The sequence below is a fragment of the Myxococcus sp. MH1 genome (assembly GCF_059738865.1).
In genome coordinates this window covers 2,347,981-2,362,495 of record NZ_AP026947.1, presented here as the reverse complement: position 1 = coordinate 2,362,495, position 14,515 = coordinate 2,347,981, and the positions used below count along the sequence as shown (strand labels likewise).

The 14,515-nt window shown below is 70.9% G+C and carries 12 protein-coding genes; 4 read left to right on the top strand and 8 right to left on the bottom strand.

Features of this window, described 5'->3' with window-relative positions; genetic code table 11:
- Positions 1 to 10: 10 nt before the first annotated feature.
- Genes AC6JA9_RS09805 through AC6JA9_RS09795 form a run of 3 tightly spaced genes read right to left on the bottom strand, consistent with a single transcriptional unit; the run spans position 11 to position 4,183 of the window.
- Positions 11 to 829, bottom strand: coding sequence for an outer membrane lipoprotein-sorting protein (locus AC6JA9_RS09805; protein ID WP_141324300.1), 819 nt, complete (start codon positions 827 to 829; stop codon positions 11 to 13).
- Positions 829 to 2,133, bottom strand: coding sequence for an ABC transporter permease (locus AC6JA9_RS09800; protein ID WP_408891437.1), 1,305 nt, complete (start codon positions 2,131 to 2,133; stop codon positions 829 to 831). Before AC6JA9_RS09800 ends, AC6JA9_RS09805 begins: the two co-directional genes overlap by 1 nt.
- Before the next feature lie 4 nt (positions 2,134 to 2,137).
- Positions 2,138 to 4,183 (bottom strand): FtsX-like permease family protein, encoded by a 2,046-nt coding sequence (locus AC6JA9_RS09795; RefSeq protein ID WP_497959553.1) that lies wholly within the window; start codon positions 4,181 to 4,183, stop codon positions 2,138 to 2,140.
- 166 nt (positions 4,184 to 4,349) lie between these two features.
- Between AC6JA9_RS09795 and AC6JA9_RS09790 the strand changes: the two genes are divergently transcribed.
- Together AC6JA9_RS09790 and AC6JA9_RS09785 are read left to right on the top strand one after the other, a co-directional pair.
- A complete protein-coding gene (locus tag AC6JA9_RS09790; RefSeq protein WP_497959552.1) occupies positions 4,350 to 5,852 on the top strand; it encodes a class I SAM-dependent methyltransferase in 1,503 nt (500 codons plus the stop codon).
- 114 nt (positions 5,853 to 5,966) lie between these two features.
- The gene (locus tag AC6JA9_RS09785; protein ID WP_408891440.1) at positions 5,967 to 6,935 is read left to right on the top strand and encodes a fatty acid desaturase; all 969 of its coding nucleotides are present in this window, start codon (positions 5,967 to 5,969) and stop codon (positions 6,933 to 6,935) included.
- Positions 6,936 to 7,072: 137 nt separating this feature from the next.
- On the opposite strand, the gene AC6JA9_RS09780 is transcribed toward AC6JA9_RS09785, so the two are convergent.
- The 5 genes from AC6JA9_RS09780 to AC6JA9_RS09760 form a co-directional block, all read right to left on the bottom strand.
- Entirely contained in the window at positions 7,073 to 7,756 is a 684-nt protein-coding gene (locus AC6JA9_RS09780; protein ID WP_141324305.1) for a LysM peptidoglycan-binding domain-containing protein, read from the bottom strand.
- A gap of 177 nt (positions 7,757 to 7,933) precedes the next feature.
- Positions 7,934 to 9,100 (bottom strand): aminotransferase class I/II-fold pyridoxal phosphate-dependent enzyme, encoded by a 1,167-nt coding sequence (locus tag AC6JA9_RS09775; protein ID WP_497959551.1) that lies wholly within the window; start codon positions 9,098 to 9,100, stop codon positions 7,934 to 7,936.
- 21 nt (positions 9,101 to 9,121) lie between these two features.
- The gene (locus AC6JA9_RS09770) at positions 9,122 to 10,609 is read right to left on the bottom strand and encodes a class I SAM-dependent methyltransferase (RefSeq protein WP_497959550.1); all 1,488 of its coding nucleotides are present in this window, start codon (positions 10,607 to 10,609) and stop codon (positions 9,122 to 9,124) included.
- 10 nt (positions 10,610 to 10,619) lie between these two features.
- Entirely contained in the window at positions 10,620 to 11,648 is a 1,029-nt protein-coding gene (locus AC6JA9_RS09765; RefSeq protein WP_497960659.1) for an ABC transporter permease, read from the bottom strand.
- Positions 11,648 to 12,598, bottom strand: coding sequence for an ABC transporter ATP-binding protein (locus tag AC6JA9_RS09760; RefSeq protein WP_408891443.1), 951 nt, complete (start codon positions 12,596 to 12,598; stop codon positions 11,648 to 11,650). The genes AC6JA9_RS09765 and AC6JA9_RS09760 overlap by 1 nt, the downstream gene beginning before the upstream one ends.
- Before the next feature lie 100 nt (positions 12,599 to 12,698).
- Here AC6JA9_RS09760 and AC6JA9_RS09755 point away from each other — a divergent pair, with 100 nt between their 5' ends.
- Positions 12,699 to 13,520, top strand: coding sequence for a lysophospholipid acyltransferase family protein (locus AC6JA9_RS09755; RefSeq protein ID WP_141324309.1), 822 nt, complete (start codon positions 12,699 to 12,701; stop codon positions 13,518 to 13,520).
- Positions 13,517 to 14,461 carry an SDR family oxidoreductase gene (locus AC6JA9_RS09750; RefSeq protein ID WP_223784543.1) on the top strand — a complete coding sequence of 315 codons (945 nt, stop codon included), beginning with the start codon at positions 13,517 to 13,519 and terminating at the stop codon, positions 14,459 to 14,461. The genes AC6JA9_RS09755 and AC6JA9_RS09750 overlap by 4 nt, the downstream gene beginning before the upstream one ends.
- Positions 14,462 to 14,515 lie beyond the last annotated feature (54 nt).

The window sequence follows — 14,515 nt, the reverse complement described above, 5'->3', positions numbered from 1 at the left end:
GGGGGCCGCGTTAGCGGAAGCGGCCCTCCAGCCACGTCTTGGTGAAGATGTTGGGGCTGAGCGGCGCCAGCTCCACCTCGTCGTAGCGCACGGTGAGCTGCGTGCCCTCGGCCTCCTCCACCTCGAGCACCTCGCGCATCAGGTACACCGGCCGGTTGTCCGCGGCCGGGTCGAGAATCTTCTGGTAGCCGCGGATGACGTCGGTGCGAAGCGTCCGGCCCGAGGGCGCGTAGCCCACGCGCTTGACGATGTTGTAGTCGGGGTCCACCCAGACACGCAGCTGCGGGAAGGACGCCTCCATGCCCGGGCGCACCTTGAGGAACAGCTTGCGGAACTTCGTGCCCGCCGCCGTCTCCTCACCCTCGTCCTGCACCTCGTAGGTCTCCAAGAGGTGCGAGCGGTCGAAGTCCTCTTCGCAGGAGATGGTGTTGACGATGTTGCCGCGCGAGGTGGTCCGCTGCCAGTGACCCACGGACGGGTCGTACTCCCACAGGTTGCGGCCGATGCGCAGGTAACCACCACCCGCCATGTTGCGCGGCTTGGTGATGTAGATGAGCAGGTCCTTCGACGAGTCCCGGCGGAACACCAGCATCTCCAGCAGTGCCTCGGTGCCGTCCTTGCGCTTCTCGCGCAGGCGCACCGTGCTCTTGAAGTCGCTCTTGAGCGCCATGCGCGCATCCACCCGCCGGATCACCTCCTCGGCGGACACTGCGGCCTTCGACTCCGCGGCCTTCGGCTCGGCGGGCTTCTCTTCCTTCTGCGCCGCCGGAGCCAGGGGCGCGAGCGACAGGGCGAACATCACGGCGAGACGGCGGATGGATGTCTGCATCACAGGGACTCCATGGCGGACCGAGGTGTCAGCGAGGCGGCACGCGCCGCCGGAATGAAGGTGGCGACCCCCGCGCCCACGGTGACGAGCACCACGGCGAGGACGCACAGCCCCACGTTGGGCGTCAGGGGCAAGGTGCCACTGAAGAACAGGTTGGCGATCTCTTCGTGCAAGGGCACCGCGCCGCGCAAGGCCACGCACAGCACCGAGGACACCACCACCCCCAGCGCCGAGCCCACGAAGCCCAGGAGCAGCCCCTCCGTCATGAAGAGGGCCACCACGCTCCGGCGCTGCATGCCCATGGCGCGCAGGGTGCCAATCTCCCGCGTGCGCTCCCGCACCGCGACGCTGAGCGCGACGAAGAGGCCAATCACCACCAGCACCAGCACCACCAGGCTCACCAGCACCGCAAGCGCCGTGAGGCCCAGCGTGACGAAGGACATGAACGAGGACTCGTCCTCCCACGTGCTGACGTCCAGCTTCTGGCCCCGCCAGCCCTCGCGAAGGAGCAGCATCTGCTTCTCTGCGTAGGACTGGTTCGCGGCGGGCAGCACGTCGAAGCCCGCGCCGCGCAGGGAGTCGCGCAGCGACGTGCCCAGCGCGTCCACGTCCACCGGCGTGTCACCGCACACCACCTGGAGCACACCCGCCGAGCCCGGCTTGAAGCCGTCCAGCTCCCGCAGCGTCTCGTTGGAGACGAGCAGGCCGGCGGACTCACCCAGCAGGCCCGCCTTCTCGGTGATGGCCACCACCTCCACGTCCAGCGCGTTGCGACGGCCTCCGCCCACCGGCTGCGCGAAGAGCGTGGCCAGGTCTCCCGTCTTCACCTGGAGCCGCTCGGCCAGCGTGGTGGACACGGCCAGGGTGCGCGGCCGCGCGAGGTCCTCCAGCCGGCCGGACGCCACGCGGAAACGGGCCAGGGAGTCCTTCTCGCTCGCGACGTCCATGCCCACCAGGAAGGAGCCCGTGCGACGGCGCCCCGCGCCCGCGAGCGCGAAGCTGCGGCCCCGCTCCCGCAGGTAGCAGCCTTGCGGCACCTGGGGCTCCAGCACGCCGCGCACCTTGCCGGCGTCACCCACCACCGGCGCAATCGAGTCCGGGTGGACCTTGAAGAAGCCGCCCACGTTGAGGTCACCGGTGAGGAACGTGGTGACGGCCTCGCGCTGGGCCGTGGCCACCCCGGCCGCCAGCGACGACACGGCGACGATGACGCCGCTGGCCGCGGCGGTGATGCCCAGCAGCAGGAGCACCCGCTCCCGGTGGGCGAAGAGGTTTCGCAGCGCCAGATGCAGAAGGGAGAACATGGCCTCAGTCCTCCCTCTTTCGCATCGCCACCGCGGGAGGCACCGCGCTGCCCCGCCACGCGGGCACCAGCGACGCCACCACCACCACGCCCACCACGCCCAGCCACACCCCCAGGCCCTGACCCCACGACAGCCGGGGCATCAACACGGGGCCGCCCATGAAGAACTGGAGCGCCTCGTCGGTGACGGAGATGCCATCTCCCATCGACCCGAACAGCAGCAGCGCCGAGAGCGCCATGCCCACGCCCGCGCCCAGGCCTCCCAGCAGGAGCCCCTCCATCAAGAGCGAGCCGAACACGTCCCGCCGCTGCATGCCCACCGCGCGCATCGTCCCCACCTCGCCCACTCGCTCCTGGGCGAGCAGCAGCAGCGTGCCCGCGGAGACCAACACCACGAACAGGCACAGCATCACCGAGAAGGCCAGCAGCACCACCCGCGTCATGCCCACCACGCCGCTGATGAAGCCGCCCGCGGCCTCCCAGTCCACCGTGGCCAGCGGCGCCGAGGCGCTCGTGCCCTCTTGCACCACGACCTCGGCCACCCGCGCGGGGTCCGCGTCCGGAGCCACCACCACCGCGGCCTGGAGCACGCTGCCTCCGCGCAGCTCCGTCGCGGAGAAGGTGTCCGGCCAGGCGCGGGCGCGCGGGAAGTCGGGGATGTCCGTCGCGCGCGCGGGCACCGTCTCCACCTCCACCACCGTGGCCGGCTTGAGCTGGTCCACCTCCGCCTCCGACAGGAAGTCGAGCCCCAGCGACTGGGCATCGCGCTTCGCCTCCTCCACCATGTCCGGCGACAGGCGCCCGGACAGGTAGCGCGCGCTGACCAGGTCCATCAGGCTCAGCGTGTTGACGCGGCTGGTGTCCCCGCCGAGTCCCCGGAAGCGATACGTGCCCCACACCTTGAGCGGCACGCCGTTGACGAGCGAGTCCAACCCCTTGAGCACCACCGTGTCCCCGGGCTTCACGCGGTACAGCGGCAGCAGGGGCGCCAGCTCCGCGTAGAAGACCTGGTGACGGGCGGCGAAGTTTCCGTCGTCCAGTTGCAGGAACTCGCGCCACAGGGCCTCCGGCTCTCCCGCGTGCCCCAGGACACGCTGGAGCACCGCGCGCGCGGCATCGGAGCGCTCCGCGTCCACGCGGGCCAAGAGGTCCGGCAGCTCCGCCGAGGCGCGCTCCACCAGCGTGCGCAGGCGCTCGTCCTCCGCGAGCAGCGCGCCCCGGTCCAGCTCCCGCTTCAGCTCATCCAGCCGCGCCGCCACCGGCAGCTTGAAGCGCTGCTCGTAGAGGCCGTGGCCCAGGAGCAGCCCCCGGTGTCCCTCGGGCGGCAGCGTGCCCGTCACCATCTCGAAGCGTGGGAAGGCGCGGGCGAACTGGGACAGGTCGCTGCCCAGGTACTCGATGTCGATGGACTCGCCCTCGCCCACCTGCCGGGCGACGTGGTTCTCCAGGTACTCGAGCGCCACCAGGGGCTCGGCGCGGAAGCGCTCCCAGAACGCGGGCTTCGATGTCTCCTCCAGCGCCGCGCGGTCCATGCGCGCCTCGTCGGCGGTGAGGAAGGCCTCCGTCTGACGGTCCGCGTCGCGCGCCACGTCGCGCAGCGTGCGCTCCAAATCGGTGGCCAGCCTCGAGAGCCGCGCGTCGCGCTCCGGCGAGGGAGGCTGACGGGCCACGGCGCGCGCGGTGGAGAGCTTGTCGTCCAGGTAGTTGCCGCGGAACGTCGCGGCCATGCCCACCTCGAGCGGCACGACGTCCTGGACACCCGGTGTCTGTCGCAACCGGGTCTCGAGTGACGGGTAGTCAGGCAGCGGCATCAGCACCGGCGCGCCCGTGGGGCCGGTCACCACCACGGCCTTCTCGGCGGACTGGGAGTTGTAGACGAGGAAGTGCCCCGCGCCGCTCTCGATGACGCTGCGCTGGGTGCCCTCGGAGATGCCGGCCACCATCGCGAGCCCCAACGCGAGCAGCAGCGCGGAGCCGAGCGCCAGCAATGCGACCACCCAGCTCCGAGGCCGGGCCACGACGCTCTGAAGCGCGAAGGACAGCAACGTCAATGGAGACTCCTCGCGATGCGGACCCAGCACCCTCGCCCCAGCGGGGCGGGCGGGCGTCCTCGACCGGACGTGGAGCCCCCGACGATAGAGAACCCACCCGGGCGATACAAGCGATGCGCCCCGCCGGGTTGCGCGACGCGAGACGACCGGACCAAGCTGCGAGTGCATGTCGGCCACCCCCAGCCCCTCCCTCGCGCAGTCGGTCCACTTCTGGGCACGCAACGCCGCGAACGAGTCCGCGCTCCTGCGCGCCTCGCTCCGCCTGGGCCTCTTCGACGCACTGCCGGTGGAGGGCACCACCACCGCGTGTTCGCTCGGTGCCCTGGCCACCGCGACGAAGTCCTCGCCCCGCGGACTGCGAGCCCTGCTCGAGCTGCTCGTCTGCCTGGGCTACGCCTCCCTGGATGACACGCAACACTTCGCCCTGGCGCGTCATGCCGCGACGTTCCTGCGCGACGCCACCTTCCTCGAGCGGCTGCGCGCCGAGCTGCCCTGGTGGGCCCCCCTGTCCCTGCTCGACGAGGCGGTGAAGCGGGGCGAGCCCGTGGAGCACGAGGGCCAGCGCTGGGACGTGCTCGGGCACTACCGCGCGCTGTTCCTGGAGGACACGCGCGCCAAGGCAGTACCTGGGAGCGCGGAGGACTTCGCGGAGGACTTCTTCGACCGCTTCGCCCGGAGCGGCGCGCGCACGCAGGTGCTCATCACCGCGGGGAGGCTGGGCCTCTTGGAGCTGCTCGCGTCCGCGCCGCGCACGCTGCCGGAGCTGGGCGCGGCCACGTACCTGAGCACGACGGGGCTGCGCGTCGTGGTGGAGGTGCTGGAGGCGCTGGGGCTGGTGACGCGCGAGGGCGAGGCCTTCGGGCTGAGCACGGAGGCGAAGCGGCTCCTCGACGGCAAGGCGCTGGCGTACCTGGTGCGCTCGCTCAGCGTGTCCGCGCAGTACACCGAGGCGCTGGGCCGGCTGGACGAGACGGTGCGCGAGGAGCGCTTCATCCTGGACCTGAAGGACCCGGAGGTGAGCCGGCGCTTCTACGCGGACAACTCCAATCAGATCACCGCGGTGTTCGCGTCGCACTTCCAGCTCAGCCGCAAGGCGGCCACCACGCTCGCGAAGGCGCACCCGCTGGAGGGCGCGGCGGTGCTGGACATCGGCACGGGCTCGGGCGTGTGGGGCGCGGCCTTCGCTCGCGCGACGCCCACCACCCACGTCACCTACTTCGACCAGGGCGTGGTGCTGGAGCAGGTGAAGACGAACCTGGCGCGGCTCCAGGTGGCGGACCGCGCTCGCTTCTGGCCTGGGGATTTGTTCACCCACGACTTCGGCGAGGCGGCCTTCGACGTCATCATCCTTCCCCAGGTCTTGAACGTGCTCAGGCCGGAGAGCCTGCCCGGCCTGTTCGCGCGCGTGGCCCGGGCGCTCAAGCCGGACGGCGTGCTGCTCATCGCCGAGTATGTCTTGAACGAGCGGCGCGACGGTCCGCTGGACCACCTGTACTTCGGCCTGCGGCGGTTCATGACCAACGAGGGGGATTTGCTGTCCGCCTCCGAGTACGGACAGCTCCTGCAAGCAGTGGGGTTGTCCTCGTCCGTCTGCATCCCGCTGCCCACGCAGGAGATGATTCTGGCGGCCCGGCCCGGGGTGGCCCTGCCCTCTCTGCTGGCGGACTGAGCACGCGCCGCGTCACACGGAGGGATTTCACCGCCCCTTGCTTGCTCGCGGTGCTTCACCCCGACTACCGTTCCGATTCCCCCCGCGTTCGAGCAAGACCCCTGAAAGGTCCTGATGCGCGCAGCGCCGCAGCTCGACAGCCCTGGCACGCAGACCTCACCCGAGGCGGGCGAGTTGGGCGGGTCCATCGCCGCGAAGCTCCGTGGACGGTTCGCCCGACGGGTGGCCTCCCTGGGCTATCACTCGCATTCCCTGCCGGGCGGCGTGGGACATCTGCTGTTTCACATCGGTCTCGGCGCGGGCGCGGCGCTCGGGTGCGCGAGCCTGCTGGCGATACATCCCTGGGCCGGCTGGGGGCTCTACCCGCTGGTGGCCTTCTTCATCGGCACCCGCTTCCGCGCGCTGGGCAACATGCTGCACGAGGCCTGTCACGGCATGTTCGTGCGCGGCAAGCGTCGCAACCGCGCGCTCGGCCATGTGCTGGCCATCATCGACTGGACGGCGCTGGAGCCGTACACGCGCGAGCACTTCACGCACCACCTGCACCTGGGGGATGCGCAGAAGGACTTGGACTTCGCGCCCCGCCGCCGCTTCGGCTTCGCTGAAGCCGACCGACCGTTCGTGAAGGACCATCTGCTGCGGCCGCTGACGCTGATGCACCTGCCCGCGTTCCTCAAGCCGGTGCTCTTCCACCGCGCGGACCCGTGGATGGTGACGCTCGCGCGGTGGGGCTTCATCGCGGGGCTGGCGGCGCTGGCACAGTGGGGCATCGGCTGGAAGGCGTTCGCCCTCTTCTACGTGGTGCCGTACGTGGTGCCGTACCAGGTGATTCGCTACTGGTCGGATGCGGTGGACCACGCGGGGGTCATCGGCTCGGCGGATGAGTTCCACCGCTCGCGCAATCACATCTTCGCGTGGGGCTGGCTCAACCGGGTGCTCTTCCCCCGTCATGACCAGTACCACCTGACGCACCACCTGTTCCCCGCCGTCCCCACCGCGTTCCAGGGCCGCGTGCACCAGTTGCTGCTCGAGGACGCGGACTACTCGGCCAGGGACCACTCCTTCTCCGCGCTGCTGCGGTAGCGAAGCCGAGGGCGCAGCGAGCCCCGAGGGCCTCACCGCTCCAGGGCCTCTGTTTCAGGCGGCGCGCCGGAACGCAAAAGCCCCGGCCCCCTGAAGGGACCGAGGCTTTCTGGAGCATCGCCGGTGTGGGCCGGACGTTACTCGATGGGCATGAACACCTTGAAGCCGGTGCGGCCGCTGTTCGTCGTGTTGCGCTCGATGAAGTCGCTCGCGGACGAGTGGCCGTCACCCAGGGTGATGGCGGTGTGGCCGTAGATGCTGCCGAGGCGCGTGGAGGTGCTCTCCCACGTGAGGACGAGGCCCGGAATCTTCAGCGCCTCCTCCAGCGACATGTTGACCTGCTTGAACTTGTCGCGCGGCAGGTTGTTGTCGATCTGATTGCCGTTGCCGGACACGCCGATGCCGTACGCATCGCGGATGGCGCGGCTGACGCCCGTGGCGCACAGGCCCTGGCTGTTGTAGCCGCCCATGCCCATCGCGGCGCGGCGCGCGGCATCCGCCAGCCGGGACATGCCCGACGACGCGCTGCTGGGACCCACGCCCGTGGGACCGCCCACGTCCTGGCCGCCCGTCGGACGACCACCGCCGCGAAGGCCCTGACGCGAGCCGCTCGGCTCGAAGGTGTCCTTGCCGGAGTAGCCCACCTTCAGGGACGCGCCCGTGAAGATGAGGTCCTTGTTCGCGATGTTGTTGTCGCGCGCCAGCTTGTCGACGGTGGTGCCGAACCGAGCCGCCAGCTTCGTGAGCGTGTCGCCACGCTGAATCACGTAGTCCTTGGGGGTCGTACGGCGCTCACGAGGATTGATCCGGTAGTTGGCCATAAAAGCTCCTGCCCTATTCTCGGGGTTCCCCTGGCTGAGTTGCTGATCGCCCCGCAATTCTCTGCCTGTTTACAAAATTGTGAGATTTCTGCCCGGGCTGTAGAGTAGCCCCCGTCTCCGAGGGAGATTTCAAGACGGAGAGTGATAAATCTCCGCACGTATTCACTCCGAGAGGACTCACGGCGCGGTGGCGCGCTCAATCACTGAGAGGGCCTCCGCGAAATGGGCGGGCTCGGCCCCCAGTCCCAGCCGGAAGCCGTGGCCCCGCTCCAGCGGGTGGCTGCCGTTTGGATCTCCCACCTCCATGGCGCTCAGCGGCAGGACGAAGACGCCCTCCGCCGCCAGGGCCTCCAGCCGCGAGGTGAAGGCCGCGGGCTCCAGGGCCCCCTTCACGCCGATGCAGGTGACGAGGCCCCCTTGGGGCGCGGTGCCGTACACGCCCCGCGAGCGCTCCAGGAACGCAGCCAGGGTGCGCCGGTTCTGGAGCCAGTCCTCGCGCGCGCGCTTCAGCGCGGGGCTGTGCAGGTCCTTGAGCACCTCGTACGAAATCCACTCCGTCACCGGGTTCACCGTGTGCGTCGTGTAGTTCTTCTCGTTCTGCATCCGCGCCAGCATCGCCGTGTCGCCCACGCACCAGCCGATGCGCAGCCCCGGACAGCCCAGGCACTTGATGAACGAGCCCGTCACGAACGAGCGCGTGCCCGGCCGATACACCGTGGCCCCCAGCACCGCGTCCTCGGAGGACAGGAAGCGGTAGTGCTCGTCGCCCACCACCGTGGCCCCGTTCGCGTCCGCCCACTTCGCCACGGTGTCCAAGAGGCCCGCGTCCAGCACGAGGCCGCTCGGATTGTGGGGCGTGTTGAGGATGACCACGTCGGGGCGCTCGCGCTCCAGCCGCGCCACCCAGTCGCCCGCGTCGATGGACGGCCGGCCCCGCTCGTCCCAGCGCACCGGCAGCCGCACCACCTGCGCGCCCTGCTGCATGGGCAGCTCATAGAGGAGCTGGAACGCGGGCCACGCCAGCGCCACCTTGCGCGGACGCAGCTGTCGGAACAGCAGCAGCAGCGCCTCGCTGGTGCCCGTGGTGATGAGCACGTTCTCCCGCGTGGCGCCCGGGTGCATCGCGGCGACCAGGTCCCTCAGGTCCGCGCGGCCCCAGTTGGGGCTGTCACGCAGCAGCGTGGACAGGAAGACGGCCGAGGCCTCGTCGGGGCTCACCCCCGAGCCCGTCAGCAGCTCGCCCACGGTGACGGGACGGCCTCCGGACTCCCCCAGGTTGTAGCGCGCGGTGAACCGCGAGCCCTCCAGGTAGTCCTCCATGAAGAATGAGCGCAGCGGTTCCATCTCGACTCCGGATGTGAGGACTCAGGCGGCCGGCACGGCGGCGACTTCAGGCCAGGCGACATCCCCGCGGTGCGCCACCACCACCTGCTGGATGGGCATGTCGAACGCTCTCGCCGACGTCAGGCCCACGGGCGAGAGCAGCGCCTGGAACTCCGGCAGGGACAGCACGTCCCCTTCATTGGACACGTAGCGCCGCAGCGCGAAGTAGAGCGCGTCGAGCGGCCCGTCGCGACGGTCCGTCAAGAGATAGCCGGAGATGAGGAGCAGCCCGCCGGGCTTGAGCGCTCGCGCGAGCTTCGCGAAGAAGCCGGGCAGCGCGTCGGGCGGCAGCGCGGGGATGATCTGCGGCAGGAGGATGACGTCGTACTCCGCCTCGCCGTAGTCCACCGAGAGGCAGTCCCCCTCCCACAGCCGCGAGCGCGCCTCCAGCTTCAGCTTCGTCAGGTGCGGGCGCACCGCGTCCAGCACGTGCACCGAGTCCAGGTACGTCACGTGCGTCGTGGGCGCCGCGAGCCCGAAGGCCGCGCCCCACACGCCCGAGCCCGTGCCCACATCCAGCACCCGCGCGCCAGCGAGCGAGCGCATCTGCCCCACCAGCTCCGCCGCCTTGCGGCTCAGCCGGAGGTGCGAGCCGAAGATGCCGGAGATGCGCGAGGCGTTCTCCTGATAGATGCGGCGCGCCGTCTCCGGGTCCCGCAGGTCCAGGCGGAAGCGCTGCTCGCGCACGGCCTCCCCCAGATGCCCGAAGGCCTCCCAGTAGGCCATGGTCGCCGGCAGCGCGCGCTGGAAGTACGGCAGGCTCGTGGCGTCGAGCATCCGCGCCGCCGCCTCCGTGAAGGACCAGCGCCCCGCCTCCTCCCGCGCCACGCCCAGCGAGGCGAGCACGCCCAGGAGCACGCCCAGTCCCTCCGGGTGCACCTTCAGCTCCGCCGCGAGCGTGTCGCGAGGCGTCCCGGTCTCCACCAGCCGCGCGAGCAGGCCCAGCTCCGCCGCCGTCACCAGCACCTGCGTGCGCGCGAAGTTGCGCGCGTACCGGTCGAAGAACTCCTCGGCCCGCGCGTTGGGCGCGGCAGGCGACGGCGCCAGGAACAGGGCGTGGAACCACCCCAGCAAATCCCGCCCGTCCACCGAGGCACCGGTGCGCACCGCCTCGGGGAGCTTCGCCACCGTGTGCCACCACTCCGGCACCGCCCTCAGCCGCGCGCGGAACGCCGCATCCGCGAGGAACGCGGCCGTGTCCTCCGCGAGCAGGTAGCCCCGTCCCTCCTCGAAGAGCACGAAGCCCAGCCCCACCAGCGGCTCGACGATGGCGCGGACCCCGCGGCGATTCGCGCCCAGGTGCTCGGCCAGCGAGTCCAGGGACAGGGGCCACGCGCCCGGCCCCGCGGAGAGCTGTCCGAACAACCCGAGCGAGAACGCGGCCTGGAGCGCCGCCGACTCGTTGCTCGCGTCACGGCCGAGGAAGTTGAGCTGCTGCACGAAGGCGGGCGACGCGGGAGGCTTCGACATGGACTCTCCTTCAGACCCAGCGGAACCAGCGCAGCGCGACCACCAGGGGGAGCACCGTCCAGGCTGCGAGCACCCACATGGCCGGCCCCAGCGCCATCAACGACGTCCCCTCCAGCATGATGGCGCGCAGCGAGTCATTGAGCGCCGTCAGCGGCAGCGCGTGGATGACCGGCTGCAACCAGCCCGGGAAGTTGTCCGACGCGAAGAAGACGCCGGACAGGAACAGCATCGGCATGGACACCAGGTTGACCAGCCCGCCCACCGCTTCCTCGTTGTGCGCGCGGATGGACACCAGCAGCGCCAGCGAGGCGAAGCACATGGCGCCCATCAGCCCTATGCCCAGCAGCGCGACGTAGCTGCCGAACATCGGCACCCCGAAGAGCCAGCGCGCGAAGGCGCAGAAGAAGGCGACCTCCAGCACCGCGAAGGCCGTGCGCCCCAGCAAGAAGGCCAGGAAGAAGTGCGTGCGCGACATCGGCGTGCCCGCCAGTCGCTTGAGCAGCTTGCCGCCGCGCATGGACACCAGCGGCACCGCCAGCGCCCACAGGCTGGAGGACATCAACGACATCCCCAGGAGGCCCGGGATGAGGAAGTCGATGTAGCGATTGCCCGGCTCCGACACCGGCGTCGTCCGCACCGCCTCCAGCCGAGGCGCATCCGGCGCGCGCGACAGGGCCTGCATGACGAGCAGCCGCGCCGTCCTCCCCTCCGCCTGGCTGGGGTCCACCAGCGCCTCGGGCTCCGGCGTGCCGGGCACCAGCACCAGCATCACGCGCCCCCGGGCGAGCTGACGGCGCGCCTCGAGGAGCTCCAGCGTCTCCACCTCCAGCTCCGGCGTGCCCGCGAGCCGGGCGGAGAGCTCGGGGGCCCCTTCGCCCTGCGCGATGGCGACGCGCACGGGCCCGAGCGACTCGTTGCGGAAGGCCAGCCCCAGCACCAGCGTGGTGACGATGGGGAAGACGAACGTCCAGAACAGCACCTCGGGCTGCCGCCACAGCACCCGCAGGCGCATCAACACCAGCTCACCCAGCGAGCCCATCACGCCGCCTTCTCCTCGTTGCCCTCGCGCAGCGAGCGCCCCGTCAATCCGATGAACACGTCATCCAACGTGGGCCGCCGCGTGGACAGGTGCTTGAGCTTCGCGCCGGACGCCTCCACCTCGCGCAGCACCCACGGCAGCGCCTCGTGCAGCGCCCTCACCCGCAGGGACAGCCGGTCCGCGTGACGCTGCGCGCAGACCACCGCGGGCAGGGGCGACAGCCGCTCCAGGTCGAGCGACGGCTCCGCCTCCAGCTCGATGACCTGCTCGGCCCCCAGCGACGCGACGATGTCCCCGGGCGTGCCCCGGCTGATGACGCGCCCCCGGTCGATGATGACCAGCCGGTCGCAGAGCACCTCCGCCTCGTCCATGTAGTGCGTCGTCAACACCACGGTGCGCCCCTTCGCCTTGAGCGTCGCCACCACGTCCCACAGGGCCCGGCGCGACTGCGGGTCCAGGCCCGTGGTCGGCTCGTCCAGGAAGAGCAGGTCCGGGTCTCCCGCCAGCCCCAGCGCCAGGGCCAGCCGCTGCCGCTGGCCGCCCGACAGCTTGCCCACCCGGGCGTGCCGCTTCTCGCCCAGCTGCACCATGCCAATCAGCTCCTCGAGCGGCAGCGGGCGAGGATAGAAGGACGCGAACAGCCGCACCGTCTCCTCCACCGTGAGCTGCTCCACCAGCTTCGTCTCCTGGAGCGTCAGGCCGATGCGCTGGCGAAGCCTCGTCGCGTCGCGCTTCCAGTCCAGCCCGAGCAGCCGTACATGACCGGAGGTCGGCTCCTGGAGGCCCTCGAGAATCTCGACGGTGGTCGTCTTGCCGGCGCCGTTGGGGCCGAGCAGGCCCACGCACTCGCCGCGTCGGATGTCCAGGTCGATGCCGTCCACGGCGGTGACGTCGCCGAAGCGCTTGACCAGTCCCTTCACCTCGATGGCGAGCTCGTCTGGGGATGTCATGGGGGGAGTGGGCGGCAGTATGGCCCAAGGCGGGCCTGGGCCCAACGGCGCGCGCGTGGAATGCGGCGGGCCGCGTCCGGGGGTGCTACGGTCCGCCGCCGTGGCCCTGAGCGACGGATTGGATGCGCGGGTTGACCGGCTGGAGTTGCCGTTCAACGAGTACGGCGTGGACCCGTACGGAATCTCCCGGAAGCACGTGAGGGATGCGCTGCGCGTCTTCGCGCTCATCTACCGGTACTACTTCCGGGTGCGCTGCCACGGCATCGAGCACATCCCCGCCCGGGGCCGGGGCATGCTCGTGGGCAACCACTCCGGCGGCGTGGCCGTGGACGGCGCCATGGTGCTGACGTCCACCCTGCTGGAGATGGACCCGCCCCGGCTCGCCCAGGGCATGGTGGAGCGATTCCTCCACAAGTTCCCCGTCTCCTCGCTGTGGGCCAGCCGCACCGGCCAGTTCACCGGCCTGCCCGAGCACGCGCGGCGGCTGCTCGAGGACGACCGGCTGCTCATGATTTTTCCCGAGGGCGCGCGCGGCACGGCGAAGCTGTTCCCGGACCGCTACTCGCTGGTGGACTTCGGCACGGGCTTCGTGCGGCTGGCGCTCCAGACGCGCTCGCCCATCATCCCGTTCGCGTTCCTGGGGGGCGGCTCGGCCATCCCGACGGTGTTCAACGCGTACACGCTGGGCAGGCTGCTGGGGGTGCCGTACGTGCCGCTGACGCCGTACCTGCTGCCGGTGCCGCTGCCGGTGCGGCTGGAGATCCACTATGGCGAGCCGCTCGTCTTCCGGGGCACCGGGGACGAGGAGGACCACGTCATCGAGGGGTATGTGGCGAAGGTGAAGGAGCGCATCGCGGGTCTCATCGAGCGCGGCCGGGCGGGGCGACAGCACCGCGGGCTGGCCAGAAAGCTGCTGCCATGAGGGTGCTCATCCCGGGTATCTCCGGAGGAATCGCGCGCAAGCTGGCGCTGCGGTTGAAGCGGGCGGGCCACGAGGTGGCGGGGGTGGACATCCGTCCGTGGGACACGGCCCAGGAGGCGGACATCCAGGTGTTCCGCGGCGACGTGCGAAAGCGCGTCGCCGAGGACGTCTTCCGCCGCTGGCGTCCGGACGCGGTGGTGCACATGGCCACCGTCACGGCCTTCACGGTGCCGGGCGCGGAGCGCGGGCGCATCAACCTGGACGGCACCAAGGCGGTGTTCGACCACTGCGCGACGCACGGCGTGAAGCAGCTGCTCTTCGTCGGGCGGCACACCTTCTATGGCGCGGCGCCGGACTCGCCGCTGTACCACTCCGAGGACGAGCCGCCGCGCGCGCTGGAGGCCATCCCGGAGCTGGCGGACCTGGTGGCCGCGGACCTGTACGCCGCGACGGCGCTGTGGCGCCTGCCCGAGGTGACGACGGCGGTGCTGCGGCTGCCGTACACGCTGGGCGCGCCGGGCACGGGGACGCTGGCCTCGTTCCTCAAGGGGCGACGGGTGCCGATGGTGCTCGGCTATGACCCGCTGTTCCACGTGCTCCAGGAGGAGGACGTGGTGACGGCGCTGCAGCTGGCGCTGGAGAAGAAGATCCGGGGCATCTTCAACGTGGCCGGGCCTCCGCCGATTCCGCTGTCGGTCATCGTGCGCGAGACGCGGCGCACGGCGGTGCCGCTGCCGGCGCAGGTGCTGTCGTTCCTGTTGGGGCGGGCGGGCTTCCCGCGCCTGTCGGTGGGGGCGCTGGACCACCTGCGCTATCCCATCGTGGTGGACAACCGGCGCTTCCTGGAGGCGACGGGGTTCGAGTACCGGCACAGCGTGGCGGACACGCTGCGCATCTACCGTGAAGCGGCGCCGCCGCCCGTGTCCGGGGGGCTCATCTAGGGCCCCCGCGTGGACGTGGTAGCGTGAGGGCTCCCTCGTGCCGCGAGTTGGAGC